This is a genomic window from Burkholderiales bacterium (assembly GCA_023511995.1).
GTDB lineage: Bacteria > Pseudomonadota > Gammaproteobacteria > Burkholderiales > Thiobacteraceae > Thiobacter.
The window spans coordinates 1-26,214 of sequence record JAIMAL010000005.1; the positions used below are offsets into that span (position 1 = coordinate 1).

The 26,214-nt window shown below is 64.4% G+C and carries 22 protein-coding genes and 1 tRNA gene; 13 read left to right on the forward strand and 10 right to left on the reverse strand.

Annotated elements, in window-relative coordinates; all coding sequences use genetic code 11:
* Positions 1 to 94: 94 nt before the first annotated feature.
* From K6T56_03650 to K6T56_03660, 3 genes are all read left to right on the forward strand, one after another.
* On the forward strand, positions 95 to 319 hold the full coding sequence (locus K6T56_03650) for a hypothetical protein (GenBank protein ID MCL6555440.1): 225 nt from the start codon (positions 95 to 97) through the stop codon (positions 317 to 319).
* Positions 320 to 447: 128 nt separating this feature from the next.
* Positions 448 to 594 (forward strand): hypothetical protein, encoded by a 147-nt coding sequence (locus K6T56_03655; GenBank protein MCL6555441.1) that lies wholly within the window; start codon positions 448 to 450, stop codon positions 592 to 594.
* A gap of 120 nt (positions 595 to 714) precedes the next feature.
* A complete protein-coding gene (locus K6T56_03660) occupies positions 715 to 1,236 on the forward strand; it encodes a DDE-type integrase/transposase/recombinase (protein MCL6555442.1) in 522 nt (173 codons plus the stop codon).
* Positions 1,237 to 1,475: 239 nt separating this feature from the next.
* Here the strand turns inward: K6T56_03660 and guaA are convergent, their stop codons facing one another.
* On the reverse strand, positions 1,476 to 3,038 hold the full coding sequence (gene guaA, locus K6T56_03665) for a glutamine-hydrolyzing GMP synthase (protein ID MCL6555443.1): 1,563 nt from the start codon (positions 3,036 to 3,038) through the stop codon (positions 1,476 to 1,478).
* A gap of 67 nt (positions 3,039 to 3,105) precedes the next feature.
* On the reverse strand, positions 3,106 to 4,566 hold the full coding sequence (gene guaB / locus K6T56_03670; GenBank protein ID MCL6555444.1) for an IMP dehydrogenase: 1,461 nt from the start codon (positions 4,564 to 4,566) through the stop codon (positions 3,106 to 3,108).
* A 160-nt stretch (positions 4,567 to 4,726) separates the two neighbouring features.
* Between guaB and K6T56_03675 the strand changes: the two genes are divergently transcribed.
* Positions 4,727 to 5,053 carry a hypothetical protein gene (locus K6T56_03675; protein MCL6555445.1) on the forward strand — a complete coding sequence of 109 codons (327 nt, stop codon included), beginning with the start codon at positions 4,727 to 4,729 and terminating at the stop codon, positions 5,051 to 5,053.
* A gap of 49 nt (positions 5,054 to 5,102) precedes the next feature.
* Positions 5,103 to 5,549: a DUF4124 domain-containing protein gene (locus K6T56_03680; protein MCL6555446.1), complete on the forward strand. Its 447-nt coding sequence runs from the start codon at positions 5,103 to 5,105 to the stop codon at positions 5,547 to 5,549.
* A 165-nt stretch (positions 5,550 to 5,714) separates the two neighbouring features.
* Here K6T56_03680 and K6T56_03685 read toward each other — a convergent pair whose 3' ends face one another.
* Complete coding sequence (locus K6T56_03685; protein ID MCL6555447.1) at positions 5,715 to 6,044, reverse strand: RnfH family protein; 330 nt, start codon at positions 6,042 to 6,044, stop codon at positions 5,715 to 5,717.
* Positions 6,034 to 6,468 (reverse strand): type II toxin-antitoxin system RatA family toxin, encoded by a 435-nt coding sequence (locus K6T56_03690; GenBank protein MCL6555448.1) that lies wholly within the window; start codon positions 6,466 to 6,468, stop codon positions 6,034 to 6,036. Before K6T56_03690 ends, K6T56_03685 begins: the two co-directional genes overlap by 11 nt.
* A gap of 96 nt (positions 6,469 to 6,564) precedes the next feature.
* On the opposite strand from K6T56_03690, the gene smpB reads away from it, so the two are divergent.
* A complete protein-coding gene (smpB, locus tag K6T56_03695) occupies positions 6,565 to 7,017 on the forward strand; it encodes an SsrA-binding protein SmpB (GenBank protein ID MCL6555449.1) in 453 nt (150 codons plus the stop codon).
* A 159-nt stretch (positions 7,018 to 7,176) separates the two neighbouring features.
* On the opposite strand, the gene K6T56_03700 is transcribed toward smpB, so the two are convergent.
* The 3 genes from K6T56_03700 to aroC all read right to left on the reverse strand — a co-directional run bounded on the left by K6T56_03700 (position 7,177) and on the right by aroC (position 9,671).
* Positions 7,177 to 7,252: transfer RNA gene (locus K6T56_03700), tRNA-His, on the reverse strand.
* 118 nt (positions 7,253 to 7,370) lie between these two features.
* Complete coding sequence (locus K6T56_03705; protein MCL6555450.1) at positions 7,371 to 8,540, reverse strand: MFS transporter; 1,170 nt, start codon at positions 8,538 to 8,540, stop codon at positions 7,371 to 7,373.
* A gap of 24 nt (positions 8,541 to 8,564) precedes the next feature.
* A complete protein-coding gene (gene aroC, locus K6T56_03710; protein MCL6555451.1) occupies positions 8,565 to 9,671 on the reverse strand; it encodes a chorismate synthase in 1,107 nt (368 codons plus the stop codon).
* Positions 9,672 to 9,728: 57 nt separating this feature from the next.
* Between aroC and K6T56_03715 the strand changes: the two genes are divergently transcribed.
* Both K6T56_03715 and K6T56_03720 read left to right on the forward strand, forming a co-directional pair.
* Positions 9,729 to 12,410 carry a cation-transporting P-type ATPase gene (locus K6T56_03715; protein ID MCL6555452.1) on the forward strand — a complete coding sequence of 894 codons (2,682 nt, stop codon included), beginning with the start codon at positions 9,729 to 9,731 and terminating at the stop codon, positions 12,408 to 12,410.
* 24 nt (positions 12,411 to 12,434) lie between these two features.
* Positions 12,435 to 13,436: a zinc-dependent alcohol dehydrogenase family protein gene (locus tag K6T56_03720; protein ID MCL6555453.1), complete on the forward strand. Its 1,002-nt coding sequence runs from the start codon at positions 12,435 to 12,437 to the stop codon at positions 13,434 to 13,436.
* A gap of 22 nt (positions 13,437 to 13,458) precedes the next feature.
* Here K6T56_03720 and K6T56_03725 read toward each other — a convergent pair whose 3' ends face one another.
* Positions 13,459 to 14,964: a leucyl aminopeptidase family protein gene (locus K6T56_03725; GenBank protein ID MCL6555454.1), complete on the reverse strand. Its 1,506-nt coding sequence runs from the start codon at positions 14,962 to 14,964 to the stop codon at positions 13,459 to 13,461.
* Positions 14,965 to 15,189: 225 nt separating this feature from the next.
* Here K6T56_03725 and pdhA point away from each other — a divergent pair, with 225 nt between their 5' ends.
* The 3 genes from pdhA (at position 15,190) to K6T56_03740 (ending at position 20,249) form a co-directional block, all read left to right on the forward strand.
* Positions 15,190 to 16,191 (forward strand): pyruvate dehydrogenase (acetyl-transferring) E1 component subunit alpha, encoded by a 1,002-nt coding sequence (gene pdhA, locus K6T56_03730; protein MCL6555455.1) that lies wholly within the window; start codon positions 15,190 to 15,192, stop codon positions 16,189 to 16,191.
* A 9-nt stretch (positions 16,192 to 16,200) separates the two neighbouring features.
* Entirely contained in the window at positions 16,201 to 17,184 is a 984-nt protein-coding gene (locus tag K6T56_03735; protein MCL6555456.1) for an alpha-ketoacid dehydrogenase subunit beta, read from the forward strand.
* Positions 17,185 to 17,270: 86 nt separating this feature from the next.
* Positions 17,271 to 20,249 (forward strand): FAD-dependent oxidoreductase, encoded by a 2,979-nt coding sequence (locus K6T56_03740; GenBank protein MCL6555457.1) that lies wholly within the window; start codon positions 17,271 to 17,273, stop codon positions 20,247 to 20,249.
* 19 nt (positions 20,250 to 20,268) lie between these two features.
* Here K6T56_03740 and K6T56_03745 read toward each other — a convergent pair whose 3' ends face one another.
* Together K6T56_03745 and K6T56_03750 are read right to left on the reverse strand one after the other, a co-directional pair.
* Positions 20,269 to 21,630: a sigma-54 dependent transcriptional regulator gene (locus K6T56_03745; protein MCL6555458.1), complete on the reverse strand. Its 1,362-nt coding sequence runs from the start codon at positions 21,628 to 21,630 to the stop codon at positions 20,269 to 20,271.
* On the reverse strand, positions 21,630 to 23,120 hold the full coding sequence (locus K6T56_03750; protein ID MCL6555459.1) for a HAMP domain-containing protein: 1,491 nt from the start codon (positions 23,118 to 23,120) through the stop codon (positions 21,630 to 21,632). The genes K6T56_03745 and K6T56_03750 overlap by 1 nt, the downstream gene beginning before the upstream one ends.
* 515 nt (positions 23,121 to 23,635) lie before the next feature.
* Between K6T56_03750 and K6T56_03755 the strand changes: the two genes are divergently transcribed.
* Both K6T56_03755 and ettA read left to right on the forward strand, forming a co-directional pair.
* Positions 23,636 to 24,376: a DUF599 domain-containing protein gene (locus tag K6T56_03755; protein MCL6555460.1), complete on the forward strand. Its 741-nt coding sequence runs from the start codon at positions 23,636 to 23,638 to the stop codon at positions 24,374 to 24,376.
* 150 nt (positions 24,377 to 24,526) lie between these two features.
* Positions 24,527 to 26,191, forward strand: a complete 1,665-nt coding sequence (ettA, locus tag K6T56_03760; GenBank protein ID MCL6555461.1) for an energy-dependent translational throttle protein EttA — start codon at positions 24,527 to 24,529, stop codon at positions 26,189 to 26,191.
* Positions 26,192 to 26,214 lie beyond the last annotated feature (23 nt).

A 26,214-nucleotide genomic window follows, 5' to 3' on the forward strand; every position in this document is an offset into this window, starting at 1 on the left:
ACGCCTGAACTGGAAAACACCTCATCAGGTATTTATGCAATCATACAGCCGCGTTGCACTTCGAGATTGAATCCACCGACTGTTTGAAAGGAACGTGAAACATGGGCGCGAAACGCAAGCAACACGGCTGGCGGAACTCGTCTCGGAATTCGGCGTGCATCCGACGATGATCAGCGCCTGGAAGCAGGAACTGGCGAAGAACGCCAAGACGCTATTCGAGCGGGGCAACAAGAAGATGGAAGACCCGCAGAAGGTCATCGACCACCTGCACCGCAAGATTGGCCAGTTGCAGGTCGAACGGGATTTAGTTCCGGCGTAACGCCCTGCCCGCGTTAGCCTGCACTGAAACTGCGTTTTCTTGGCCGGACAGCCCGCCATGGCCCGCCTGCTGAAAGGCGCGCGATGATTGCCCGGGGGAGCGTGCTGTCCGTAACCCGGCAAGCCAAGTTGCTGGCCATCTCTCGCAGCAGCGTCTATTACCGGCCCAAGCCGGCGTCACAGGAGGAGATCGACCTGCTCAAGCGGCTCGACGAACGCTTCACCGAGAACCCGATGTATGGCAGCCGGCGACTGCAGGTCATGCTCAAACGGTAAGCCGTCCTCGTCGGATGCTGCCGCATCCGTCGGCTGATGGGGAAGCTCGGCCTGTGGGTGGTCGGCCCCAAGCCCGGCCCCAGCCGGCCGCATCCGGAGCACAAGGTCTAGCCTTATCCGCTGCGCGGCCTCATCATCGACCGGCCGAACCAGGTTTGGGCGACCGACATCACCTACATCCGCATACGGCACGGCTTCCTCTACCTGTGCGCGATCATGGGCTGGGCGACCAGGAAAGTGCTGGCATGGCGTCTGTCAAACACGCTGACCAGCGACTTCTGCACGGTGGCACTCAAGGAGGCCATCTCCCGCTACGGAACCCCCGAGATCCTCAACACCGACCAGGCCCGCCAATTCACCCGCGCCGAACTCACCCGCGTGCTCAAGGCGCAAGGCATCCAGATCAGCATGGATGGCCGGGGACGCTGCCACGGTAACATCTTCGTCGAACGGCTGTGGTGGACCATCAACCACGAATGGGTCTATCTGCACCCGTGCGACACGGGCATCGAGCAAAAAAGGCGCATTGCCGAATGCTTCGACTGGTATAACCGCCAGCGACCGCATCAGTCGCTGGGTTGGAAAACGCTGGATGAGACCTACTTCGATGCGTTGGCGAAAGCCCAACCCTTGGCGGCGTGACATGCAACAAGCGCGATGCACTGTGGATTTGTGGGCAGCCGGCTGCGCCGGTTCCCGCTTAAGCGCTTTGCGCGCTCAGGCGGCTGCCCACAAGCTCCACAGCGCTTCGCCTACAATCTTTCAAATCCGGGAACGCCAAAACCATCTCTCCGGCACCGGCCTTAGCTTATTCCTCCCCGGTGGCTGTGCAAACGACCGGGACCATCGCTTGTTCTCGCCAGTCGCTGCGAGACCCCTGCTCACTCCCACTCGATGGTTGCGGGGGGTTTGCTGGAGATGTCGTAGACGACGCGGTTGATGCCGCGGACTTCGTTGATGATGCGGTTGGAGACTTTGGCCAGGAGGGTGTAGGGCAGCTCCGCCCAGTGGGCGGTCATGAAATCCTGGGTCTGCACCGCGCGCAGGGCAACGACGTAATCATAGGTGCGGCCATCGCCCATGACGCCCACCGACTTCACCGGCAGGAAGACGGCAAAGGCCTGGGAGGTTTTCTCGTACCAGCCGGAGGCACGCAGCTCTTCGATGAAGATGGCGTCGGCACGCCGCAGCAGGTCGGCATATTCGCGCTTCACCTCCCCCAGGATGCGCACTCCCAGCCCCGGACCGGGAAAGGGATGCCGATAGACCATGTCATGGGGCAGGCCCAGGGCGAGCCCCAGTTGGCGCACTTCGTCCTTGAAGAGTTCACGCAGCGGTTCCAGAAGCTTGAGGTGCAGGGTTTCCGGCAGGCCGCCCACGTTGTGGTGTGACTTGATGGTATGGGCTTTCTTGGTTTTGGCGCTCGCCGATTCGATCACGTCGGGGTAGATGGTGCCCTGCGCCAGCCATTTGACGTTGGGCAGTTTTGCCGCTTCCTCCTGGAAGACGTGGACGAATTCGCGGCCGATGATCTTACGTTTCTCTTCGGGATCGGTCACCCCGCGCAGGGCGGACATGAAACGCTCCGAGGCATCCACGTGGATGACGCGCACCCCCAGATTGCGGGCGAAGGTGGCCATGACCTGTTCCGCCTCGTTGACGCGCAGCAGGCCGTTGTCAACGAAGACACAGGTGAGCTGATCGCCGATGGCGCGGTGCAGCAGGGCGGCGACCACCGACGAATCCACCCCTCCCGATAGCCCCAGGATGACTTCCTCGCTGCCCACCTCGGAGCGGATGCGGCCGATAGCCTCTTCCACGTAATCGGGCATGTTCCAGTCGTGGCCACAGCCGCAGATGTCGTGCACGAAACGGTCGATGATGGCCCTGCCCTGCAGGGTGTGGGTGACCTCGGGATGAAACTGCAGACCATAAAACCGCCGGCTGTCGTCGGCCATGCCGGCGATGGGTGTGGCCGCATTCTCACAGATGACCTTGAAACCCGGCGGCAACGCGGTGACCTTGTCGCCATGGCTCATCCAGACATCCAGCCAGCAGTGGCCATCGGCATCGCAGCGATCCTGGATGTCCCGCAGCAGGGCGGAATGTCCGTGCACACGCACCTCGGCATAGCCGAATTCCCGATGCGTGGCGTTTTCCACCTTGCCCCCGAGCTGGGCGGCCATGGTCTGCATGCCGTAGCAGATGCCCAGCACGGGCACACCGAGGTGGAAGACGATATCGGGAGCGCGAGGGGTCTGCGCCTCATAGACGGAGGCCGGGCCGCCGGAGAGGATGATCCCCTTGGGGTTGAAATCGCGGATGAACTGTTCCGCCACATCGTAGGGATGGAGCTCGCAATACACCTCACTTTCCCGTACCCGACGGGCGATGAGTTGGGTGTACTGGGAACCGAAATCGAGGATGAGGATTTTGTCGTGCATGTTCTGTCAGCCCGTGGCCGCACTGCAATGCCCTGGCGGTGCAGGCCCCCGGGCATGCCTGCCGCTTTCAGTCGCCGATGCGGTAGTTGGGCGCTTCCTTGACGATCTGTACGTCGTGCACGTGGGACTCACGCACGCCGGCAGAGGTGATTTCCACGAAGACCGCGCGTTCATGCATGGCGGCAATGCTTTCACAGCCCAGATAACCCATGCTGGAACGCAGCCCCCCCATGAGCTGATGGATGACGGTCAGCACGCTGCCCTTGTAGGGCACGCGGCCCTCGATACCTTCCGGCACGAGCTTTTCCTTGTTCGCCTCGTCCTGGAAGTAGCGGTCACTGGAACCCTGCTGCATGGCGCCCAGGGAACCCATGCCGCGATAGGATTTATAGGAGCGTCCCTGGAAAAGCTCGATTTCCCCCGGCGCTTCGTCGGTGCCGGCGAGCAGCCCTCCCAGCATCACGGCATCTGCGCCCGCCGCCAGCGCCTTCGCAATGTCGCCGGAGTAGCGGATGCCGCCATCCGCGATGACGGGCACCCCCGTGCCCCGCAGGGCCTCGGCCACATTGGCCACCGCGGTGATCTGGGGCACGCCGACACCGGCCACGATGCGCGTGGTGCAGATGGAACCGGGGCCAATCCCCACCTTCACCCCGTCCGCCCCGTGATCCACCAAGGCCCGCGCCGCTTCCGCCGTGGCGATGTTGCCGCCGATCACCTGCACCTGGGGGAAATGCTTCTTCACCCATTTCACCCGGTCGAGCACGCCCTTGGAATGACCGTGCGCCGTATCCACCACGATGACGTCCACCCCCGCTTCCACCAGCGCTTCCACCCGCTCGTTGGTGCCTTCGCCCACCCCCACCGCCGCGCCCACCCGTAGCCGGCCCAGTTGATCCTTGCAGGCATTGGGGTGTTCGGTGGATTTCTGGATGTCCTTGACGGTGATCAGGCCCTTAAGCTCGAAGTCGTCGTTGACCACCAGCACCCGTTCCAGGCGGTATTTGTGCATGAGGGCCAGGGCTTCCTCGCGGGAGGCGTTTTCCTTCACCGTCACCAAGCGCTCCTTGGGCGTCATGATGGCCTTCACCGGCTGATCCAGATTGGTCTCGAAACGCAGATCGCGGTTGGTGACGATGCCCACCAGTTTCCTGCCCTCCACCACGGGCAGGCCGGAAATCCTGTGCAGGCGGGTGAGCTGGAGCACTTCCCGCACTGGCATGTCCGGCGGGATGGTGACCGGGTCCTTGACCACCCCACTTTCGAAGCGCTTGACCCGCAACACCTGCGCCGCCTGCTGCTCCGCCGACATATTCTTGTGGATCACCCCCAGCCCGCCTTCCTGGGCGATGGCGATGGCCATGGCCGCCTCGGTGACGGTGTCCATGGCGGCGGACACCAGGGGTAGATTCAGTTCGATGCCGCGGGTGAGTCGCGTCTTCAGGGACACGTCCCTGGGCAGGACGGTGGAATAGGCCGGGACGAGGAGGACGTCGTCGAAGGTGAGAGCTTTCTGCAGAATGCGCATTCTTGGCTTCCAGAACAAAAAAACATTATACGGGCTCACGCCGGCCCGGGTAAACGCGTCGGTTGACGACCGGCCGCCCATCACGCTAAGGTAGCGCCAGCGCAGAGCGCATATATAAGCAAATCAGGATATCCACTGACCAAAAGAGGAGCCCAAAACGATGAAACAGGTACTCATCACCCTTGCCGCTGCCGGTTTCCTGGCCCTTGCCGGTTGCCAGACCACCCCGAGCCAGCCCCAGGCCGCAGCGACCCCGGCTTTGTCCGACGAAGCCAAGGCCGCCCTGGCCAAGGCGGAAGCGGATGTGAAGGCCGCCGACGCCAAAGGCGCTCTGTGGACCACCGCCGAAGATGCGCTGAAAGCGGCGAAGGAAGCCGCGCAAAAAGGGGACAGCGCAGCGGTGATCAAGCATGCGAAAACGGCCAGCGAGCATGCCGCCCTGGGCCTTGCCCAGAAATCCTACCCCTTGAGCGTGGTGGGCAAGTAAGCCGCCCAAGGCCGCCTGCGGGCGGCCTTTTCGCTCGAGCCGTCAAGCCTTGAAAGTTCTGCTTCCCCTCCTTCTGGCCCTTGCCCTGCCCGGGCTTGCCGCCGCCCAGCTCTACAGGTGGGTGGATGCCCAGGGCAGAGTTCACTACTCGGACACGCCTCCGCCGGCTGGTGCCAGGACATCGAAATCCCTGCCGGCCGCGCCTTCCAACGCCGCGCCCACCGCCCCGGCGAAAACCTGGCAGGAAAAGGAAATGGAGTTCCGCCAGCGGCGCGCCGCGGAAGCGGAGGCCCAGGCGAAAAAGGAAAAGGAAGCGGAGGAAGCCCGGCAGAAACAGGCAAACTGCGAGGCCGCGCGCAACCACCTGCGGCTCCTGGAAAGCGGCCAGCGGGTGGCGCGGGTCAACGCCGAGGGGGAACGGGAATTCCTCGACGACGCAGCCCGGGAAAAGGCGATCCGCGATGCCCGCAAGGCCGTGGAGACCTGGTGCAAGTAGCCCCAAGTCCCTCAGGCCCCATCAAAACCCCCTTCTTGCTTGAAGCACTGGCTAAAGGAAGCGCAATCCCTCCCTCCGTGCTTCGGCGCGGCTTAGCCCTAGCAAGAACGCTCACCCGCAGGGGGGCCTTGCGGGGCCGCCTTTGAGGTGCCAAGCAAGGCCCGCTCATTCAGCCTCGGCCGGGAGTTCACCCCCGCCTTTTTTCATCGCCTTGCCTTCCTCCGCCCGTTTACGCCGGACCTCCTTCGGATCGGCAATGAGGGGGCGGTAGATTTCCACCCGGTCGCGGTCGCGCAGGGGAGTGTCCAGCTTGCTGAGCTTGGACCAGATGCCCACCTTGTTGCGCGTCAGATCGATTTCGGGAAAGCGCTCCAGCACACCGGAGCGTCGGATGGCTTCCTCCACCGTCGCCCCCGGTGGTAACCGTACCGGGAGGAGCACCTGCTGATCCGGCCGGGCGTAGGCCACTTCCACCAGGATTTCTTCAGTTGCCATAGAGCTTCTCCGCGCGCGCAACAAAGGCTTCCACCAGACTGCCGGCAATCAGGCTGAACACCGGATTGACCACGTTCTCGATCCAGCGCGTGGCAAATTCGTAGTGAAGCCGGAATTCCACTTTGCAGGCGTCCTCCGCCAGGGCACGGAACACCCAGCTTCCCTCCAGGGCGCGAAAGGGCCCTTCCTTAAGCCGCATCTCGATGCGGTGGGGGCGCAGCCGCACATTCTCGGTGGTAAAGCTTTGCCTCAGGTGGTGATAATCGATATGGATGGTGGCCACCACGCGCTCTTCCTCACGGCAAGCCACTTCGGTGCGGGCGCACCAGGGAAGGAAGAGGGGATAATCCTCCACCCGGTCCACCAGCTCGAACATCTGCGGCGCAGAGTAGGCAACCAGCACGGATTTTTCGACTTGCGCCATGGTAAGGGCGAAAACGGCAGGCCGGCGGCAGGCGGCCCATGGCAAAAGTGTTTAGAATACGCGATTTTTCCGGCGGGTTCACCCCGGGCGGCCACCATGTCCATCGTCCAGAACAAGAAGGCCTTTCACGATTACTTCATCGAGGAAAAGTACGAGGCCGGCATCGTCCTCGAGGGCTGGGAGGTAAAAGCCATTCGCGCCGGGCGCGTCCAGCTCAAGGAATCCTACGTCGTCATCCGCAACGGGGAGCTCTACCTCATCGGGGCCCATATCAGCCCGCTGCCCACGGTCTCCCGCCACGTCCACCCGGACCCCACCCGCAGCCGCAAACTGCTGCTCCATGCAGAAGAAATCAAACGCTTGATCGGCAAGGTGGAACGTGCCGGCTACACCCTCGTTGCCCTCGATCTGCACTACAGCAAAGGCCGCATCAAGGCGGAAATCGGCCTGGCGAAGGGCAAGAAGAAACACGACGTGCGCGAAGCCGAGAAAAAGCGGGAGTGGGAGCGGGAGCGGGCGCGCCTCATGCGTACACCCCGCAGCGGCTGACGCTCACCCCGATTCACCGGGATGCGCCTCCGGCCGCCATCTCCCAGCGGCGGATGGGGAAACGCCTTGCTTTTCCCCGCCGGGAAAAGGCCGGCCTGCTTACGGTCTGCTTACTTTTGCCGGCCGCCTTGGGCGAGTTGTCGCAGGGGCTTGATTGTTTGGGGCGAGGTATGGGGATCGAACCCACGACACCTGGAGCCACAATCCAGTGCTCTACCAACTGAGCTAACCCCGCCATGGGAGACTGCGATAGCAGTAAAGCAGGAAATTATGGCCCAGCCCCCGGTGAAAAGCAACCAATCCGGCGGAATCGTTCTGCCGCACAAGGCGCCGCCGTTTTGATAAGACACCCCTCACCGCCCGGGCCCAAGCTGCCAGGCGAGCAGCAAAAGCGCCAGCAGCGCGCAGCCGGCGGCGAGGGAATAGGTCACCGCCGGCCCCCACAGGTCCCAACTGTAACCCGCGTAGAGGCTGCCCAGCGTGCCGCCGGCGCCGAAGGAAATGCTGTTGTAGAGGGCCTGGCCCCGTGCCTGCAGGCGGCCGGGGAAGAAACGATGCACGAGGGCGATGGCGGAGGCGTGATAGGCGCCGAAGGTGGCGGCGTGGAAGGTCTGGGCGAGGACGATGAGCCAGGGATGCCGCACCCCCCAGGCAATGATGAGGAAGCGCGCCACGGCAAAGGCGAAGCTGGCCTTGAGCACCGTCTCCAGGGACAGACGGCCAAACAGCCGCCCCGCATAAAGGAAGACGCCGATCTCGCACAGCACGCCCAGCGCCCACAGCCAGCCGATGCCGCTTTTGCTGTAGCCGTGGGCAGCGAGATAAATGGAGTAGAAGGTGTAGTAGGGCCCATGCGCCGCCGACATGAGAAAACAGGCGGCGATGAGGGCCATGACCGGCGGCTTGCGCAGCACCGCCCACACCGAGCCCGGGGCACTGTCGTGGCTGGCCACCTGCGCCTCGGGGATGTGGCGGGAAAAGAGGGCCACCCCCACCAGGGTGGCGAGCACGATCCAGGGCAGCCAGCGCAGGGGAAGGTAGTCCAGAAGATACCCCACCCCCACCACGCTGAGGATGAAGCCCACCGAGCCCCACAGGCGGATGCTCCCATAAAGATCGGTGCGTTCCCCCAGATGGCTCAAGGTGGTGGCCTCCACCAGGGGCAGTGAGGCGCTCCAGAAAAAGGCGAGCAAGGCCATGCAGACGAAAAGCAGGGCGAAACTCTCGCCCAGGAAAACTCCAGAAAAGGCGATCACGCTGGAAAGAGCGGCGATCTGCACGATGAAGACCCGGCGGCCATGGCGGTCCGCGAGGTGTCCCCACACATTCGGGGCGAACATGCGCATCACGGCCAGCAGCGACATGAGCACGCCGATTTCGAAGGCGGTGAAGGAAAGCGACTTGAGATAAAGGCTCCAGTAGGGGGAGATGACGCCGACGAAGGCGAAATAGAAAAAGTAAAACCCGGCGAGCTCCCAATAGGGGAGCCCGCCTGCATGCGGCTGCCCACCTTCCGTGTGCATGGGATTGAGGCGCCTTTGTGGGGCCTAGGCCCCGCCGGCGCGGCCCGGGATGGGGGGAAGGGGAGGCACCACGTCCGCGTTCTGCGCGCGATGGCGCAGGGCGTGATCCATCAACACGATGGCGAGCAGCGCCTCGGCAATGGGGGTGGCACGGATGCCCACGCAGGGATCGTGGCGGCCCGTGGTCACCACCTGCACCGGCTGGCCAGCAAGGTCCACGGAACGCCGCGCAACGGCGATGCTGGAGGTGGGCTTGATGGCAATGGATACCTCGATGTCCTGGCCCGTGGAAATCCCGCCGAGGATGCCGCCGGCATGATTGCTGCGGAAGCCCTCGGGGGTGAGCTCATCACCGTGCTCACTGCCGCGCTGGGTGACGGCGCGGAACCCCGCCCCGATCTCCACCCCTTTCACCGCGTTGAGCCCCATCATGGCGTGGGCGATGTCGGCATCGAGGCGGTCATAGATGGGCTCGCCCCAGCCGGGGGGCACGTTGTGGGCCACCACCCGCACCCGGGCGCCGATGGAATCCTTCTCCCGCCGGATGGCGTCGAGATAAGCCTCAAGCTCCGGCACGATGGCATTGTTGGGCGCGAAAAAGGGATTCTCATCCACCTCGTCCCAACTGACGAAGGGGATTTCCTTCTCCCCCATCTGCGCCAGACAGCCGCGGATGACGATGCCGTGGCGTTCCTTCAGCCACTTGCGCGCAATGGCGCCCGCCGCCACCGTGGGGGCGGTCAGCCGCGCGGAGGACCGGCCGCCGCCGCGATGGTCGCGGATGCCGTATTTCTGCAGGTAGGTGTAATCGGCATGCCCCGGGCGGAAGGTGGTGGCGAGGTTGCCATAGTCCTGGCTGCGCGCATCTTCGTTGCGGATCACCAGCGCAATGGGGGTGCCGGTGGTGCGCCCCTCGAACACGCCGGAAAGGATTTCCACGCGGTCCGACTCCCGCCGCTGGGTCACGTGGCGAGAGGTTCCGGGTTTGCGCCGGTCGAGATCCCGCTGGATGTCCTCCACCGTGAGGCTCATGCCGGGCGGACAGCCGTCCACCACACAACCGATGGCGGGGCCATGGGATTCGCCGAAATTGGTGACGCAGAAGAGCTTGCCGAGGGTGTTGCCAGACATGGGAGCGGACCTGATGCTTTTGCGCTAAGTTTAACATGCGCCTTTTGCCGCCCCATCATGAAAATCCACCAGCTCAGCGTCGAGGAAGCGCTTGCCCGTCTCAATAGCTCCCCCGTGGGCCTTGCCCGCGCGGAGGCCGAGCGCCGCCTGCGGGAATTCGGCAAAAATAGCATCGAAGCGGCGCGGCGCACGCCCCTGCTCCTCAGGTTCTTGCGGGAGTTCGTCCACTTCTTCGCCCTCATCCTGTGGGTGGCGGCGGCACTGGCCTTTTTCGCCGAGTGGCGCATGCCCGGGCAAGGCATGGGGACCCTCGCCATCGCCATCGTCTGCGTCATCCTCATCAACGGGATTTTTTCCTTCTGGCAAGAATACCGCGCCGAACGCACCCTGGACGCGTTGCGCCGGCTGCTGCCCTTGCGCGCCAAGGTGTGGCGGCAGGGGCGGCTTGAGAAGCTTCTGGCCGAAGAGCTGGTGCCGGGGGATGTGATCGAGCTCGACGCCGGCGATGCGGTGCCGGCCGATGCGCGCCTCATCCGCGCCGAACGCCTGCGCCTCAACGTCGCCACCCTCACCGGCGAATCGGTGCCGCGCACCGCCACGCCCGAACCCTCCGTCGCCGAATCACTCCTCGACAGCCGCAACGTGGTCCTCGCCGGCACCTCGGTGGTGGCGGGCACGGGCACTGCCGTGGTCTTCGCCACCGGCATGCGCACCGTGTTCGGCGCCATTGCCCGCTCCACCCAGCAGCAGCCGGAGGCGCCCTCCCCCCTCATGGGGGAGATCGCCCACATGAGCCGGCTTTTCGCCTGGCTTGCCACCGGGCTCGGGGTGGCGGCCTTTTTCGCCGGGCGCGCCGCCGGCATGCCGCTCGCGGCGGATTTTATGTTCGCCATCGGCATCATCGTCGCCAACGTACCGGAGGGACTTCTGCCCACCATGACCCTGGCCCTGGCCATGGCCACCCAACGCATGGCCAGGCGCCGCGCCTTGGTGCGCCACCTGCCGGCGGTGGAAGCACTGGGGGCGACAACCGTCATCGTCACCGACAAGACCGGCACCCTGACCGAGAACCGGATGGCGGTCGCCGAGGTGTTCGTTGCCGGACATCGCCTGCCGGCCGAAGGGGCGGACCTGCCCGCCCCCCTGCTCGACGCCGCCGCCCACTGCCACGAGCTGCACGGGCAAGGGCCCCCCGCCGATCGGCTCGGCGATCCCATGGAGGTCGCGCTGGCGGAATTCGCCGCCTGGCACGGGATCAAGGCGCGTTTCCCCCGCCTTGGGCTTGTGCCCTTCGACAGCGAGCGCAAACGCCTGTCCACCCTGCACGCCACGCCGGAAGGCGCCGTGCTCTACTGCAAGGGGGCGCCGGAAACGGTGCTGCCCCTGTGCAGCCGCAGCTGGGCGGGCGACAGGCCACGTCCCCTGACGGCGGAGGAACGCGCCACCCTCGCCGCGACGGCGGCAGCCATTGCCGAGAGGGGACTGCGGGTGCTCGCTTTCGCCTGGCGGCCGCCTGCGCCAACGGTTGATGCCGAGGCGGACGCGGCCGAAGCGGAAGCCGATCTCGTCTTCCTCGGCTTTGTCGCCCTGCGCGACCCACCCCGGCCGGAAGTGCCCGCCGCCATCGAAACCTGCCGGCGGGCGGGCGTCCGTCTCATCATGGTGACGGGGGATCATCCCCGCACGGCGCTTGCCCTCGCACGGGAAATCGGCCTTGCCGATGAAGCCCCGGTCCGCATCATCACCGGCCCGGAGCTCGAGCGCATGACCGCAGCGGAACTGCAGCTTGCCCTCGATGCGCCGCAAACCCTCTTCGCCCGCCTCGGCCCGGATCAGAAAACGCGCGTCGTCGAGGCCCTGCGTCACAAGGGCGAGGTGGTGGCGGTGACCGGAGACGGCGTCAACGATGCGCCGGCGCTGCGTGCCGCCGACATCGGCATCGCCATGGGCAGAAGCGGTACCGATGTGGCGCGGGAGGCGGCCGATCTCATCCTCCTCGACGACAATTTCGCCACCATCGTTGCCGCCGTCGAGGAAGGTCGCGCCGTGTATGACAACCTGCGCAAATTCCTCACCTACATCCTGACCTCCAACATTCCGGAAATCGTGCCCTATGTGGCTTTCGCGCTGTTCGCCATTCCCCTTCCCCTCACCGTGATGCAAATCCTGGCGGTGGATTTGGGCACCGATCTTTTGCCCGCGCTCGCCCTCGGCGCCGAGCGTCCTGATGCCGCGGTCATGCGCCGGCCACCGCGTCCGCGCCAGGCGCGGCTTATGGATCTGCCCCTGGCCGCCCGCGCCTATCTGTGGCTGGGCCTGCTGGAAGCCGCGGCAGCGATGACCGCCTATTTCCTCGTCCTCACCCAGCATGGCTGGCACTATGGCGACATCCCACCGGCCACCGATCCGACCTATCGCTTGGCGACGACGGCCTGTCTTGCCAGCATCGTCGTCATGCAGGTGGTCAACGTCTTTCTCTGCCGCAGCCCCCACCGCTCCCTGTTCGACACCACCCTGGGCGGCAATCGTCTCCTGCTGCCCGCCCTCGCCGTGGAAATCGGGCTTCTGCTGGCCATCGTCTACACGGCGCCCGGCCAGGCCATCTTCGGCACCGCCGCGCTGCCTCTGGAATTCTGGCCGGTGGCCGCTACCATGGCGCTGGCCATGGCGGTGCTGGAGGAAGGGCGCAAGGCCTGGGTGCGGCGGCGGGCAATTCCCAAGGCGGCCGGGGCCGGATAAACTTGCCCGCTTCAAGGAGGCGCCATGAAAGCCATTCTCATGAAAGCCGCCGGCGGGCCCGAGGTGCTCGAGTCTGCCGATCTTCCCCTGCCGGAACTGCCCAGCCCCGATCACGTGCGGGTGAAACTGTGCGCGGCGGGGGTAAACCCCGTGGACACCAAACTGCGCAAGAGTGGGACCTATTACCCGGAGCGGCTCCCCTGCGTGCTGGGTTGCGATGGCGCCGGCATCGTGGAGAGCGTGGGGGCCAACGTGCACCGTTTCACACCGGGCGACGAGGTCTATTTCTTCAACGGGGGCCTGGGCCTGGAGCAGGGCAATTACGCAGAATACACGGTGGTGCACCAGGACTACGTGGCCTTCAAGCCCCGCCACGTCACCATGGAGGAGGCCGCGGCCCTGCCCCTCGTGCTGATCACGGCATGGGAATCCCTCGTGGACCGCACCTGTCTTGCCGAGGGGCAGACCGTGCTCATCCACGCCGGCGCCGGCGGCGTGGGGCATATCGCCATCCAGCTTGCCAAACAGATCGGCGCCACGGTCATCACCACCGTCGGCACGCCGGACAAAGCCGCCTGGGTCACCCATCTGGGCGCCGACCGGGTCATCGCCTACCACGACGCCGATTTTGTCCAGGCGGTGCTGGACTGGACCCAGGGCCGCGGCGTGGACGTGGTGCTCGACACCGTGGGCGGTGAGACCCTTTGCCGTTCCTTTGCCTGCACGCGCATCTACGGCCGCGTGGTGACCCTGCTGCAGATGGACTGCGCGGCGGAAGCCATCAAGACCGCGCGGCTGCGCAATCTGGCCGTGGTCCAGGAGCTGATGCTCACGCCCTCCCTCTTCCAGCTCCATGAGCACCGCGTCCACCAGCGGCGCATCCTCGAGGAAGGCGCGCGTCTGGTGGAAGCGGACCGGCTCAAGGTGAAGGTCTCCCACATCCTGCCGCTTGCGGAAGCGGCGCAGGCCCACCGCCTGATCGAGCAGGGACACACGACGGGCAAGATCGTGCTGAAAATTGCCTAAGCCGCGTAGGGGGTGTCCGCCCCTACCGTGGTGCCTCTTTCAGCAGACGCTCGATCATCTCCACGCCCCAGGCCACGCCGAAACCGGTGACTTCCCCGGCCACCGCACCCAGGCCGCCCTCGCAGTCATCGGCGGAGAGATCCATGTGTAGCCATGGCCGGCCTTCGATGAAGCGCATCAGGAAGCGCGCCGCCAGGATGTGGTCGGCCTCCCCTTCCATGGTGCATTGTTTGATGTCGGCCACTTTGCTTTCCAGTGCCGCCTCATAGTCGGCATCAATGGGGAAGGCACACACCCGCTCCCCGCTGGCCTGACCCGCGGCAATGGCGAGATCCAGCAGTTGGGTGGAATTGGAAAGCACCCCGCTGTAGCGGTTGCCCAGCGCCACCTTCATGCTGCCGGTGAGGGTGGCGAAATCGAGAATGCATTCCGGATTTTCCCGCGCCGCCAGGGTCAGGGTGTCGGCGAGCACCATGCGCCCTTCGGCATCCGTATGCACCACCTCGATGGTGGTGCCGTTCAGGGCCCTGACGACGTCGTTCTGTTTGTAGGCGGCAGGGCTGATGTGGTTCTGCGCCAAGGCAAGCCAGGCATCGATGCGCACCGGAAGCGCGAGATCCGCTGCCGCCTGCAGGATACCCAGCACCACGGCCGAGCCGTTCATGTCCTTGTGCATGCCGTGCATGTGGCGCGCCGGTTTCAGGTTGTGGCCCCCGGTGTCGAAGCAAATGCCCTTGCCCACCAGCGCCAGCCTGCGCCTGGCCCCACGCGGGGCATAACTTATGTGCACGATCGCCGCATCCCGGGTGAGACTGCCCTGCGCCACGGCACAGAAGGCCCCTGCCCCCATGCGGCGCAAGGCGTCGAAACCGAATTCCCGCAATTTCCAGCGCCGCCCCCGCGCCAGTGCCCGGATGCGTTGGCGGTAGAGGCCGGGGGTCAGTTCATTGGGGGGCAACTGGGTGAGAGCGCGGGTGAGCACATTGCCCGCCGCCACCGCCTGCACACGCCGCAGGGTCTGCGCCCCGGCAAAACCATAAAGATCGATGCACGCCAGCGCCTTCCGGGCGTCCTTGCTCTTGTGGCTGGGCAGCGGGGCGCCGTTGATGAGGGCCACGTAGGCCGCTTCCGCTGCTGCGCGCGCACGCTTCTCCGGCGTGCCATACACCGCCAGCAGAAGCCGCTGCGGATTCTCCTCAAGGAGGGGCGTAAGTCCCTTGCGCAGAAGGGTGAGGCGCTCGAAGGGCGTGCGCGCCTCTTCAAGCCTCACCCAGGAGACCAGCGTCCCCGAGGCCGTTTGGCTCAGCACGGGCTCGCGGGCGAGATGCGCAGGTTGCAACCGCCGCCGCGCCAAGGTGTGGCGCAGGCTGCTGGCAAAGGGGGGTTGCGCATCCGGCAGCGCTTCACTGTCGGGCAGCACCATCAACACATGACCCGCCCCTGAAAGATTCCGCTCGCTGGCGGGGGCTGCGTGGGCGTTGATGCGGGCAAGGGAGGAAACTCCGGCGGGAAAACGGCGTAAATCCATGTAAATCCTGACGATTGGCTTGACGGAGGCAGACTCTTTGGCGATGATAGCAGACTTTGTTCGGGCCAGATTCGGGGTAGAAACAGGCCTGCCGCGGCAAAAACAAACGAGCCAAACCCTCGTCCGGCAGGCGCGACGGCCCCACGCGGCCATCCCCTTCTACCCATTCCGCATCTGCCGCATCCGCTTGCCGCAAACCCGGAATCAACAGTCAAGGAACCGCGTATGAAATTGGAAGACAAGAAACGCGTCCTGCGCGAGATGGTGCTTGCGCGCCGCTTCGAGGAGCGCTGCTACCAGGCCTACATGGAGCGCAAGATCGGTGGCTTTCTGCATCTCTACCCCGGCCAGGAGGCGTGCTGCATCGGCGTCATGGAAGCCGCCCGTCCCGGCTACGACTACGTGATCACGGGTTACCGGGATCACATCCATGCCATCAAGTGCGGCGCCGATCCGAAAGCGGTGATGGCCGAACTCTATGGCAAGGAAACCGGCTGTTCCAAGGGGCGCGGCGGGTCCATGCACATTTTCGACGTGGCCCACCGCTTCATGGGGGGCTACGCTCTGGTGGGCGGTCCCTTCCCCCTCGCCGCAGGCTTGGGCAAGGGCATCCAGATGAAGGGCGGGGATGAGATCGCCATTTGTTTCCTCGGTGATGCCGCCAACAATCAGGGTACCTTCCACGAAACCATGAACATGGTGGCGCTCTACAAGCTGCCGGTATTGTTCGTCTGTGAAAACAATCAGTACGGCATCGGCACGGCCATTACCCGCTCCACAGCGGTGGTGGACCAGTACAAGCGCGTCTGCGGCTATGGCATCGAATCGGCCCAGTGTGACGGGCAGGACGTGGAAGTGGTCTACGAGCACGCGCGCCGCGCCGTGGATTATGTGCGCTCCCGCAAGGGGCCCTACTTTCTCGAGCTGCTCACCTACCGTTACCGCGGGCACTCCATGTCCGATTCCCGTTCTTACCGCAGTCGCGAGGAAGAGGAAATGTGGAAGAAGCGCGACCCCATTTTCATTCTCCGCGACCGCCTCATCGAGGAAGGCGCCCTCACCATGGAAGAGTTCCAGAAGCTGGAAAAGGAAATCGACGACTACATCGAAAACGAAGTGGTCCGCTTTGCCGAGGAGTCCCCGGAGCCGGATGTCAAGGACCTGGAAAAATACGTTTTTGCCGACCGCGAGACACAGTTGCCCTGGCTCACCGGGAAAGTGGCATAAGGAGCGAACATGGCTGAAATGATGTATTGGGAAGCGATCCGCCGCGCCCACGATGAGGAAATGGCGCGCGATCCCATGGTGATCTGCCTGGGTGAGGACATCGGCGTGGCCGGCGGCACCTACAAGGCCACCAAGGGACTCTACGAGAAATACGGGCCGCTGCGGGTGATCGACACCCCGATTTCGGAAAACGGTTTCACCGGGCTGGCCATCGGCGCCTCCTTCATCGGCGTGCGGCCCATCGTCGAGATCATGTCGGTGAACTTCGCCTGGCTGGCCATGGACCAGATTTTCAACACCGCGGCCAAGGTGCGTTACATGTCCGGAGGCCAGCTCGCGGCACCCATCGTCATCCGTGCTCCCGGTGGCAGCGCCCATCAGCTCGGTGCCCAGCATTCGGCGCGCATGGAAAAGGTGTTCATGGGGGTGGCCGGCATCCGCGTGGTCACCCCGTCCAATCCCCGTCAGGCCTATGGCCTGCTCAAATCGGCCGTGCGCTGCGACGATCCGGTGTTCATCAACGAGCACGAGCTCATGTATAACATGAAGGGGGATGTGCCCGACCACGAGTACTTCCATCCCCTGGAAGGCTCGGAAATCGCCCGCGCCGGCACCGATGTCACCCTCTTCGGCTACAACATCTCCGTCCACTGGTGTCTCAAAGCGGCGGAGATTCTGGACAAGCAATACGGCATCAGCGCGGAGGTGGTGGACCTCTACGCCCTCTCCCCCCTCGATCGGGAAGGTATCCGCAGATCCGTCACCAAGACACACCGTGCAGTGATCGCCGAGGAGGACGAGGGCCCGGTGGGCGTGGGCGCGGAAGTGATGGCCATCATCAACGAGGAATGTTTCTTCGACCTCGACGCCCCGCCGGTGCGGGTGCATTCCGCCAACGTCCCCCAGCCCTACAACCGCAGGCTGGAAAAGGCAGCCATCCCCGACCACGAGGACGTGGTGAACGCCGTGCTTAAGCTGTTCGGAAAATCCTGATCCAATGCGGGAACGCAGGAATCGCAGGGAAAACGCGGTTTTCTTTGCCCAGCCTGCGTCTTCACCTTGAGAACTGAGGGGTCGCAATGTCCTCCCATTACGTCATCACCATGCCGCAGCTCTCGGACACCATGACCGAGGGCGTGGTGGTCACCTGGGAAAAGAAACCCGGTGATCGCGTCGAACGGGGTGACATCGTCGCCACCGTGGAAACCGACAAAGCCATCATGGACGTGGAGGTGTTCAAGGCGGGTTACCTCGCCGGCCCGCTGGCCGAAGTGGGCTCCACCGTTCCCGTCGGGGGTGTGCTCGGTTACATCACGGATACTCCGGGCGATCTGACGGTGCCGTCCGACGAGGTGGTCACGGAAAAGGCGCCCTCGGAAATGATCCCGCACCATGCCGGCACCGCCATCGTCATGCCGCAGCTATCCGATACCATGACCGAAGGCGTGGTGGTGAGCTGGGAAAAGAACATCGGCGACCCCATCAAGCGCGGCGACATCGTGGCCACGGTGGAAACCGACAAGGCCATCATGGACGTGGAGGTGTTCCAGGAGGGTTTTCTGTCGGGGCCGCTGGCGGACGTGGGCAGCACCGTGGAGGTGGGCCATCCCATGGGCTTCATCGTCAGTGATCCCGCCAAGGTGGTGGACACCGCGGTCACCATCACCGCCGACCACCGGGTCACCGATGTGCACCACAAGGCGCCCACACCGCCTAAGCCGGCCACCCCCGCCCCGGCCAAACCCCTGCTCACCGCAACCCCCTCCGTGAGTGCAGAGGCCAAACCCGTGCCCCGCGTGCCCGGTCGCAAAATTACCCCCTACGCGCGCAAGGTGGCCGGCGCCCTGGGGGTGGACATTTCCACCATCGCCGGCAGCGGCCCGGAAGGCGTGGTCGTCGCCCTCGACGTGCAACGCGCCCGCCCCTCCATGAAAGAGGTGGCGCACAGTCTGCCGCAGGTGGACGTGCCGGGCGAGGGCCGGCCGATGACCTCCATGGAAAAGGCTGTGGCCCATGCCATGACGGCCTCCCTCACCATGCCCACCTTCCATGCCACCATGAACATCGACATGAACCGGCTCACCCAGGCCGCCAAGGCGCAGGGGGTGTCGGTGACCGTGGCCATCGCCAAAGCCTGCTCGCTGGCGATGCAGAAGCACCCGCGGATGAACTGGGCCTATCAGCCGGTGGACAAGCTAGTGGAGCGCAGCCACCACGATTTCGGCATCGCCGTGAAGAGCGACGACGGGGGGCTTGTCGTACCCATTCTGGCCGGCGTGGAACGCCGCAGTCTCAAGGAACTGCAGGCGGCGTGGAGCGAGCTCGTGCCGCGGGCGCGCATCCGCAAGCTGGCGCCGCGGGAATTCGCCAATCCCACCTTCACCATCTCCAACATGGGGATGTTCGGCATCACCCATTTCACGGCGATCCCCACCCCGGGCATCGCCGCCATCCTGGCCATCGCTGCCGCCAGCCCCAATGGCACGCCCTTCACCATCACCGCCGACCATCGGGTGCTCAATGGCGCCGACGTGGCCGCCTACCTGGTAGAGCTGAAAAACGTCATCGAACATCCGGAAACCTGGATGGAAGGGGCCGCCGTCTCCGCGCCGCCCCTCTCCCCCATTCCCGAAGGCAAGTGGGATACGCAGGTGCTGGTCATCGGCGGCGGTCCGGGGGGTGAGGACTGCGCCCGCGATCTGGCCGATCATGGCATCCAGGTGGTGATGGTCAACGATGCCCCGCTGCCCGGCGGTGAATGCCTGTGGCGCGGCTGCATCCCGTCCAAGGCCTGGCGCCATGCGGCCGACCTCATCCGCGACCGCGCCCATGACGCGGCCAAGGGCGTGGCGGGAACCGATCGGCCGCGGCTCGTCTGGGAAACGCTGGAGGCGCACCGCAAACAGGTCCTTCAAAGCCGCGGCGAGATGGCGTTGAAGACCGACAAGGGCATGAAAATCGACGTGCGCCAGGGCTTCGCCCGCTTCGTCGATGCCCACACCGTGGAAATCACCCCCGTTGAGGGCGAACCCTACCGCCTCACCTTCGGCGCGGCGGTGATCGCCACCGGTGCTCCACCCTTCGTGCCGCCGATTCCCGGGGCACGCGAGGGCCTGGCCAGCGGTGGCGTGCTCACCTCCGACACCATCTGGAATCTGCCCGCCCCCATCCGCCGGCTCGGCATCATCGGCGGCGGCGTGATCGGCGTGGAAATGGCCCAGATCTGGAAGGACTTCGGCGCCGACATCCTGATGCTGGAAGCCCGGGATCGCATCCTCGCCGAAGTGGAGGAGGAGATCGCAAAACAGCTCACCACCCTCCTTACGGCTGAATTCCCCGTGGTGACCTCGGCAACCATCACCGCCATTTCCGGTGAGCCCGGCAACATGCGCATCGAGTACACCGATGGCGGCGGCGCACGCCACGAGTACGCCTGTGATTACGTGCTCATGGCCACGGGCAAACGCCCGGACACCTCGCGGCTCGCCCTGGACAAGGCGGGGGTCGCCCTCGATGGCGCCGCGATCAAGGTCGATGCCGCCTGCCGTACCAGTCAGCCCCACATCTACGCGGTGGGGGATGTCATCGGCGGCTACATGCTGGCCCACACTGCAGCCACCCAGGGCCGGGTGGCGGCGCGCAACCTTACGGGACATCCCGCCCGCTACAATCCGGACCTCGACTGCGCTGTGACCTTCTCCCGGCCGCAGGCCGGCTTCGTCGGTCTGTCCCTGGCGCAGGCGAAGGCGAAGGGCATCGACGCGGTGGAAGCCAAGATTCCCCTGAGCATCGATGCCAAAGCGATGATCAGCCTGGAGACCCACGGCATGATCAAGCTGGTGGCGGACAAGGCCACGCAGAAGATCATCGGCGTGCATTTTCTCGCCGACCACACCGACACCCTGATCGGCGCGGCGGTGATGATGGTCAGCGGCGGCATGACCCTTGCCCAGGTGGCGGAGGCCATCTTCCCCCACCCCACGCAGACCGAACTCTTTGGCGAGCTGGCGCGGCGGCTTTTGGCGCGGCTGCGCCGGACGACGAAGGCCAAGGCTTAAGGGGCAACGGCGAGCAGCCTCAGCCGTCGCGGCCTTCGCTTTGCCATGCCTTGAGCTTGCGCCAGAGGGAAGCGCGGTTGATGCCGAGAATCTGCGCCGCCGCGGTCTGGTTTCCGTTCACCTCCTTCAGCACCCGCTGGATGTAAGCGCGCTCCTGCTCCGCCAGCGTGGGCAGACGGTTGCCCGGTGGCACGAGTCCACGGCCTGCTCGCTTCTGCACATGCTCAGGCAGGTGAATGACCTCGATGGTATCGTCCGTGGCCATGGCCACGCCACGTTCGATCAGATTTTCCAATTCCCGCACATTGCCGGGGAAACCATATTCCATCAGCGTCGCCATCACTTCCGCCGAGAGCCGGCTTACCGCCTTGTTCATTCGCCGCGCATACTTGGCGAGAAAATGGTGCGCAAGCAGCGGGATGTCGCCGCGGCGCTCCGCCAGTGAAGGCAGGTGCAGATTGACCACGTTGAGGCGGAAATAGAGATCCTCCCGGAAACGGCCACTGCTGACCGCCTCCTCCACGTCACGATTGGTGGCTGCCAACACCCGCACATCACAGGGCACCGGACGGGTGCTGCCAAGGCGCAACACCTCTTTTTCCTGCAACACGCGCAGCAGCTTGACCTGCATGGACGGCGTCATCTCCGTCACTTCGTCAAGAAAGAGAGTGCCGCCCGTGCTGACTTCGATGAGCCCCTTTTTCAGAGCTGTGGCACCGGTGAAAGCGCCTTTTTCGTGTCCAAACAATTCATTTGCCAACAACTCCTCCGTGAACGCGCCGCAGTTGATGGCGGTGTAGGGGCCATCCCGTCGGTTGCTGTACTGATGGACATAGCGGGCAAGCAGTTCCTTACCAGTGCCGCTCGCGCCGGTGATGAGCACATTGCAGTCCGTCGGGGCAATCTGTCGCGCGATCTCCAGGAGCCGCTGCATGGCCGGGTCCTGGGTGACGATCCCCACATCGTCCCGATAGCGCGCAATTTCCCGCCGCAGCAGTTGATTCTCGCGGCGCAGGCGGACCTTTTCCACCGCCTCGGCCACGACCTTGCGCACTTCATCCAGGCGAAACGGTTTGGCCAGGTAGTAGAAGGCCCCATGCTTCAGCGCCTGCACAGCAGATTCCGCCGTCGCGTAGCCGGTGATGAAGATCACCTCGGCATCCGGTTGCAGTTGCCGGCTCCGCTTGAGGACATCCATGCCATCGGCACCTTCCATACGCAGGTCGGTGAGCACGACGTCGAAGCGCATGCGTTCCAGACAGTCCATCGCCTCGGCACCACTTTGACAGGCCGTGACCCGGTAGCCCTCCTTTTCCATCACGTGCTGCAGATTGCGCAGCGCGATCTCTTCGTCATCGACGATGAGCAAATGGGCTTGCATCAGGCATCTCCCACTTCTGCCACAGGCAGGCGGATGCGGAAGGTTGCACCCTCTCCCGGCGTGCTTTGCACGGCGATGCATCCGCCGTGTTCGTCCACGATCTGGTAGACCACAAAAAGCCCCAGTCCCATCCCGTGGCCCACCTCCTTGGTGGTGAAGAAGGGATCGAAAATGTGGGGCAGGATGTCAGGAGCGATTCCCGGACCGTTATCGGCGACACTGATCTCCACGACCTCGCCCTCCGTTTCGCAGCCGATCCCGAGGGAGGTACCCTGCGGCGGCCCGTCCACCCGGAGCCGCCGCGCGGAGATGCGGATCTCCCCATCCGTACTCAGACCGTCCAGCGCATTGCGGATCAGATTCACGAACACCTGCTGGAGACGCTGCGCATCGGCCGGGACGTACAGGTCCTCAGGAACATCCAACCCGACCACCGACTTCGCGGACACTTCGCCCCGCACAAAGCCCACGGTCTGCTGGATCAGTGGCCGTAGCAGCACGGGTTCCTTGCGGAATTGTTTCTCCCGCGAGAACTCGAGCAGGGAACGGACGATGTGGCGCGCCCGCTCGGTCTGCTGGTCGATCGCTTCGAGGTATGCTTTCTGCGTTTGCGGATCGGCCTCACCCAACTCCTCCTGCAGAATCTGACAGGAGGTGGAGATGTTTGACAACGGGTTGTTCAGCTCGTGGGCCACGCCGGAGAGCATGGTGCCGAGCGAGGCCAGCCGCTCGGAACGCATGAGCGACTTCTGCCGCAGATCCAGCTCCTTCAGCATGTGATTGAAGGCGGAAATGATGGAGAGGATTTCCCGGTCATTGGACGGCGGCGAGAGGAACTCCCGGCGCTGCGCGCCGATCGCCGCCACACTGGCCTCCATTTCCTTGAGGGGACGTACCACCCGCTGTGACAACGCACGGCCGATGACCACGATCAGCGAAGCCACGGCAACAATAACGGCAAGGAGCAAGGTACGCAGGGATGCGAGGGTAGCCTGGACCTCACGCCGCTCGGAGGTGGCCATGTCCTCGGCGATAGCCACCACCTCCTGGCCTAGCGCTCTTAGCGACGGCTCATTGGCCCGCATTTCCCCCGCCGCATCGGCCGCCGCCAATGCCGACAGGCGTTGCTGATAGCGGTCGAGCAGCAGATCCAGCTGACCAATCCGCGCCGCCGGCGCGATGGCGAGGAACTCGGCGCGGTGGCTGCGCAGCAGATGCTGTGCGAGCTGGACGTAACGGGCGGCCTCCAGACGATCGCTTGCCACATGATAAAGAAAATAGTTGCGCTCGAAACGACGGATCTCCAGCACCGTATCGAATAGGTCGGTGGCGCGTTGACCCAGCACGACCCGGGCCTCCAGCGTGCGCAGTTCGCCGACAAAGAAGAGTGTTGCCACCACCATCATGGCTGCCACCGCGGCGTAGCCCAAGGTGATCTTCCCCCGCAGGGAATGCCGCAGCCCCAGCAGACCTTCGATGCCCAATCCCATTGCCGCCCCAATCCCCGACCAAGGTGTCCCACTATGCAACAGGCCGTCACATTTTGCAACAGACCCAGATAAGGAGATTTTGAGTTTGCTGCCCGAGGGTTAGCGGTTCGGTTCCGTGCCCCGCGTTGCGCAGTTCAACGTGCGGCGTCGAACCCCGTTTCGCCGCGCTAGCGATAAAATCAAATTAAAACAGGCGTTTAGAGAGGCTGGCACGCAAGCTGCATGGCCATGGCCGAGAAAACTCTCAACGGAGCAGGGCATGGACCCCCACCAGTCTACCGGCAAACGACTCCTCGCCTGCTTGGCTTTTGCCAATGCAGGCAACATGAATGAATTTCTGACCCTGTTGCGCGACACTCCGCCGCCCGGGCCCTTGGTGAGCCGGTCCGCTTCGCAGCAGCCTGGCGCAGGGCGAAAAAAGCGTCTGCCCGCGGCACCCATCCCGCTCTTTGATCAAACCCGCTAGCGCCTCCCTCCACCGGCATGGACGATTCGAAAGGAACACGCGAGAGCAAATGAGTCACCTTGAGGAATTCGCTGCCGACCTACTGTCGTTCGTTGCCAGCTGCCTGCTGGTGGCGGGCTACTATTACTTTCTCCAGCGCAGGGTGCGCACCAATCCCACGTACACCATCCATGGTGTCAATGCCCTGGCGCGCCGCCTCTGGGTGGAGAACGTCATGCGCAATCCCGCCAAGGACATCATGGCCGTTCAGTCTTTGCGCAATTTCATCATGGCCCCTTCCCTCATGGCTTCCACGGCTGCGCTGCTCATCATCGGTACGCTGACCCTCTCCGGCCAGGCCGACAATATCTCCCGGACCTGGCACGTGCTGAGTATCGGCGGCTCCTCCTCCAGCGCCCTGTGGATTTTCAAAGTGATGCTTCTGTTGGTGGACTTCATCGTCGCCTTCTTCGCCTTCGCCATGTCGGTGCGTCTGGCCAATCATGTGTTGTTCATGATCAACGTTCCCGAACACGATGCCCACCACAACTTCTCGCCGAAGGCCGTGGCTCGCCGGCTTCACCGCGCCGGCAACATGTTTGCGATCGGCATGCGCGCCTTCTTCATCGCCATCCCGTTGGTGTTCTGGTTGTTCGGGCCGTATTTCCTTCTGCTCGCAGCCGTGGGCCTGGTGATCACCCTGCATCGCCTTGACCGCAGTGAAACGCAGGAAGAGATTGAAGCGGACTGCCTGCCTGTACCCAACAGAACGTCTGTCATCCCCCTGCAGCGAGCCAGACAGGCCGACTGAGTCCCCACGCAACGATAATAACCGGCAACACGCCTTTCGGGCCGCTTCGCGGCCCTTTTTCTTGTCGCGCGCCGACCGTTGCCAGCCGGGTTAAAATGGCGGGCCTGAAGTCCTACCCTCTTCCAACGCTGACCGAGGTTACGATCCGGCATGGCCCAATACGTGATGTCCATGCTCCATGTGAGCAAAACCGTGCCGCCGAAGCGGCAAATCCTCAAGGACATTTCCCTGTCCTTTTTCCCCGGCGCCAAGATCGGCCTGTTGGGCCTGAATGGCGCCGGCAAGTCCACGCTGCTGCGCATCATGGCCGGCGTGGACAAGGAATACGATGGCGAAGTGCAATGGCAGCCCGGCATTTCCATCGGCTACCTGCCCCAGGAGCCGCAGCTCGACCCCGCCAAGACGGTGCGCGAGGAGGTGGAGGCGGGGCTCGGGCCGGTTCTGGAGGCCCGGCAGAAGCTGGAGGAGATCTACGCGGCTTACGCCGAGCCGGACGCCGATTTCGAAAAGCTTGCCGAGGAGCAGGCGAAGTACGAAGCCATCCTCGCCAGCGCCGGAGCCGACATCGAAAACCAGCTCGAGATCGCTGCCGATGCCCTGCGCCTGCCGCCGTGGGAAGCCCGCATCGCCCATCTGTCCGGCGGCGAGAAGCGCCGGGTGGCATTGTGCAAGCTGCTGCTCTCCCGGCCGGACATGCTGCTTCTGGACGAACCCACCAACCACCTGGACGCGGAGTCCGTGGAATGGCTGGAGCAATATCTCACCCGTTTTCCGGGCACCGTGGTGGCGGTCACCCATGACCGCTATTTCCTGGACAACGCGGCGGAATGGATTCTGGAGCTGGACCGCGGTCATGGCATCCCCTGGAAGGGCAATTATTCCTCCTGGCTGGAGCAGAAAGAGGCGCGCCTGGAACAGGAGCAGAAACAGATCGACGCGCACATGAAGGCGATGAAGCGGGAGCTCGAATGGGTGCGCGCCAACCCGAAGGCGCGTCAGGCCAAGTCCAAGGCGCGGCTGGCGCGCTTCGAGGAATTGAGCTCGGTGGAATACCAGAAGCGCAACGAAACCCAGGAAATCTTCATCCCCGTCGCCGACCGCCTGGGGGATCAGGTGATCGAGTTCCGCAACGTGAGCAAGGGTTATGGGGACCGGCTCCTCATCGACAACCTGAGCTTCCGCGTGCCGCCGGGTGCCATCGTCGGCATCATCGGTCCCAATGGCGCGGGCAAGTCCACCCTTTTCCGCATGATCCTTGGCCGGGAGAAACCCGATGCCGGCGAGATCGTCATCGGTCCCACGGTGAAACTCGCCAGCGTCGATCAGTCACGGGAAGGCCTGGAAAACGAGAAGACGGTGTTCGAGGCCATCTCCGGCGGGGCAGACCTCATCACCGTGGGCAAACACCAGATCCCCGCCCGGGCCTATCTCGGCCGCTTCAACTTCAAGGGCGCGGATCAGCAGAAAATCGTCGGCAATCTTTCCGGCGGCGAACGGGGACGGCTGCACCTGGCGAAGACCCTGCTGGCGGGCGGCAACGTCCTCCTCCTCGACGAGCCCTCCAACGACCTGGATGTGGAGACGCTACGCGCCCTGGAGGAAGCCCTGCTCGAATTTGCCGGCAGCGTGCTGGTGATCTCCCACGATCGCTGGTTCCTCGACCGCATCGCCACCCACATCCTCGCCTGTGAGGGCGACTCCCAGTGGGTGTTCTTCGACGGCAACTATCACGAGTACGAGGCCGACAAGAAGCGCCGCCTGGGCGAGGAAGGCGCGCGCCCCAAGCGCATCCGCTACAAGCCCCTGGTACGCTGACCGCCCGCGCCCCGATGGGACGG

Coding starts and splice junctions, on each gene's coding strand:
- guaA (MCL6555443.1), bottom strand. CDS start 3,038: ATGCACGACAAAATCCTCATCCTCGATTTCGGTTCCCAGTACACCCAA.
- guaB (MCL6555444.1), bottom strand. CDS start 4,566: ATGCGCATTCTGCAGAAAGCTCTCACCTTCGACGACGTCCTCCTCGTC.
- K6T56_03675 (MCL6555445.1), top strand. CDS start 4,727: ATGAAACAGGTACTCATCACCCTTGCCGCTGCCGGTTTCCTGGCCCTT.
- K6T56_03685 (MCL6555447.1), bottom strand. CDS start 6,044: ATGGCAACTGAAGAAATCCTGGTGGAAGTGGCCTACGCCCGGCCGGAT.
- K6T56_03690 (MCL6555448.1), bottom strand. CDS start 6,468: ATGGCGCAAGTCGAAAAATCCGTGCTGGTTGCCTACTCTGCGCCGCAG.
- smpB (MCL6555449.1), top strand. CDS start 6,565: ATGTCCATCGTCCAGAACAAGAAGGCCTTTCACGATTACTTCATCGAG.
- K6T56_03705 (MCL6555450.1), bottom strand. CDS start 8,540: ATGCACACGGAAGGTGGGCAGCCGCATGCAGGCGGGCTCCCCTATTGG.
- aroC (MCL6555451.1), bottom strand. CDS start 9,671: ATGTCTGGCAACACCCTCGGCAAGCTCTTCTGCGTCACCAATTTCGGC.
- K6T56_03715 (MCL6555452.1), top strand. CDS start 9,729: ATGAAAATCCACCAGCTCAGCGTCGAGGAAGCGCTTGCCCGTCTCAAT.
- K6T56_03720 (MCL6555453.1), top strand. CDS start 12,435: ATGAAAGCCATTCTCATGAAAGCCGCCGGCGGGCCCGAGGTGCTCGAG.
- K6T56_03725 (MCL6555454.1), bottom strand. CDS start 14,964: ATGGATTTACGCCGTTTTCCCGCCGGAGTTTCCTCCCTTGCCCGCATC.
- pdhA (MCL6555455.1), top strand. CDS start 15,190: ATGAAATTGGAAGACAAGAAACGCGTCCTGCGCGAGATGGTGCTTGCG.
- K6T56_03735 (MCL6555456.1), top strand. CDS start 16,201: ATGGCTGAAATGATGTATTGGGAAGCGATCCGCCGCGCCCACGATGAG.
- K6T56_03740 (MCL6555457.1), top strand. CDS start 17,271: ATGTCCTCCCATTACGTCATCACCATGCCGCAGCTCTCGGACACCATG.
- K6T56_03745 (MCL6555458.1), bottom strand. CDS start 21,630: ATGCAAGCCCATTTGCTCATCGTCGATGACGAAGAGATCGCGCTGCGC.
- K6T56_03750 (MCL6555459.1), bottom strand. CDS start 23,120: ATGGGATTGGGCATCGAAGGTCTGCTGGGGCTGCGGCATTCCCTGCGG.
- K6T56_03755 (MCL6555460.1), top strand. CDS start 23,636: ATGAGTCACCTTGAGGAATTCGCTGCCGACCTACTGTCGTTCGTTGCC.
- ettA (MCL6555461.1), top strand. CDS start 24,527: ATGGCCCAATACGTGATGTCCATGCTCCATGTGAGCAAAACCGTGCCG.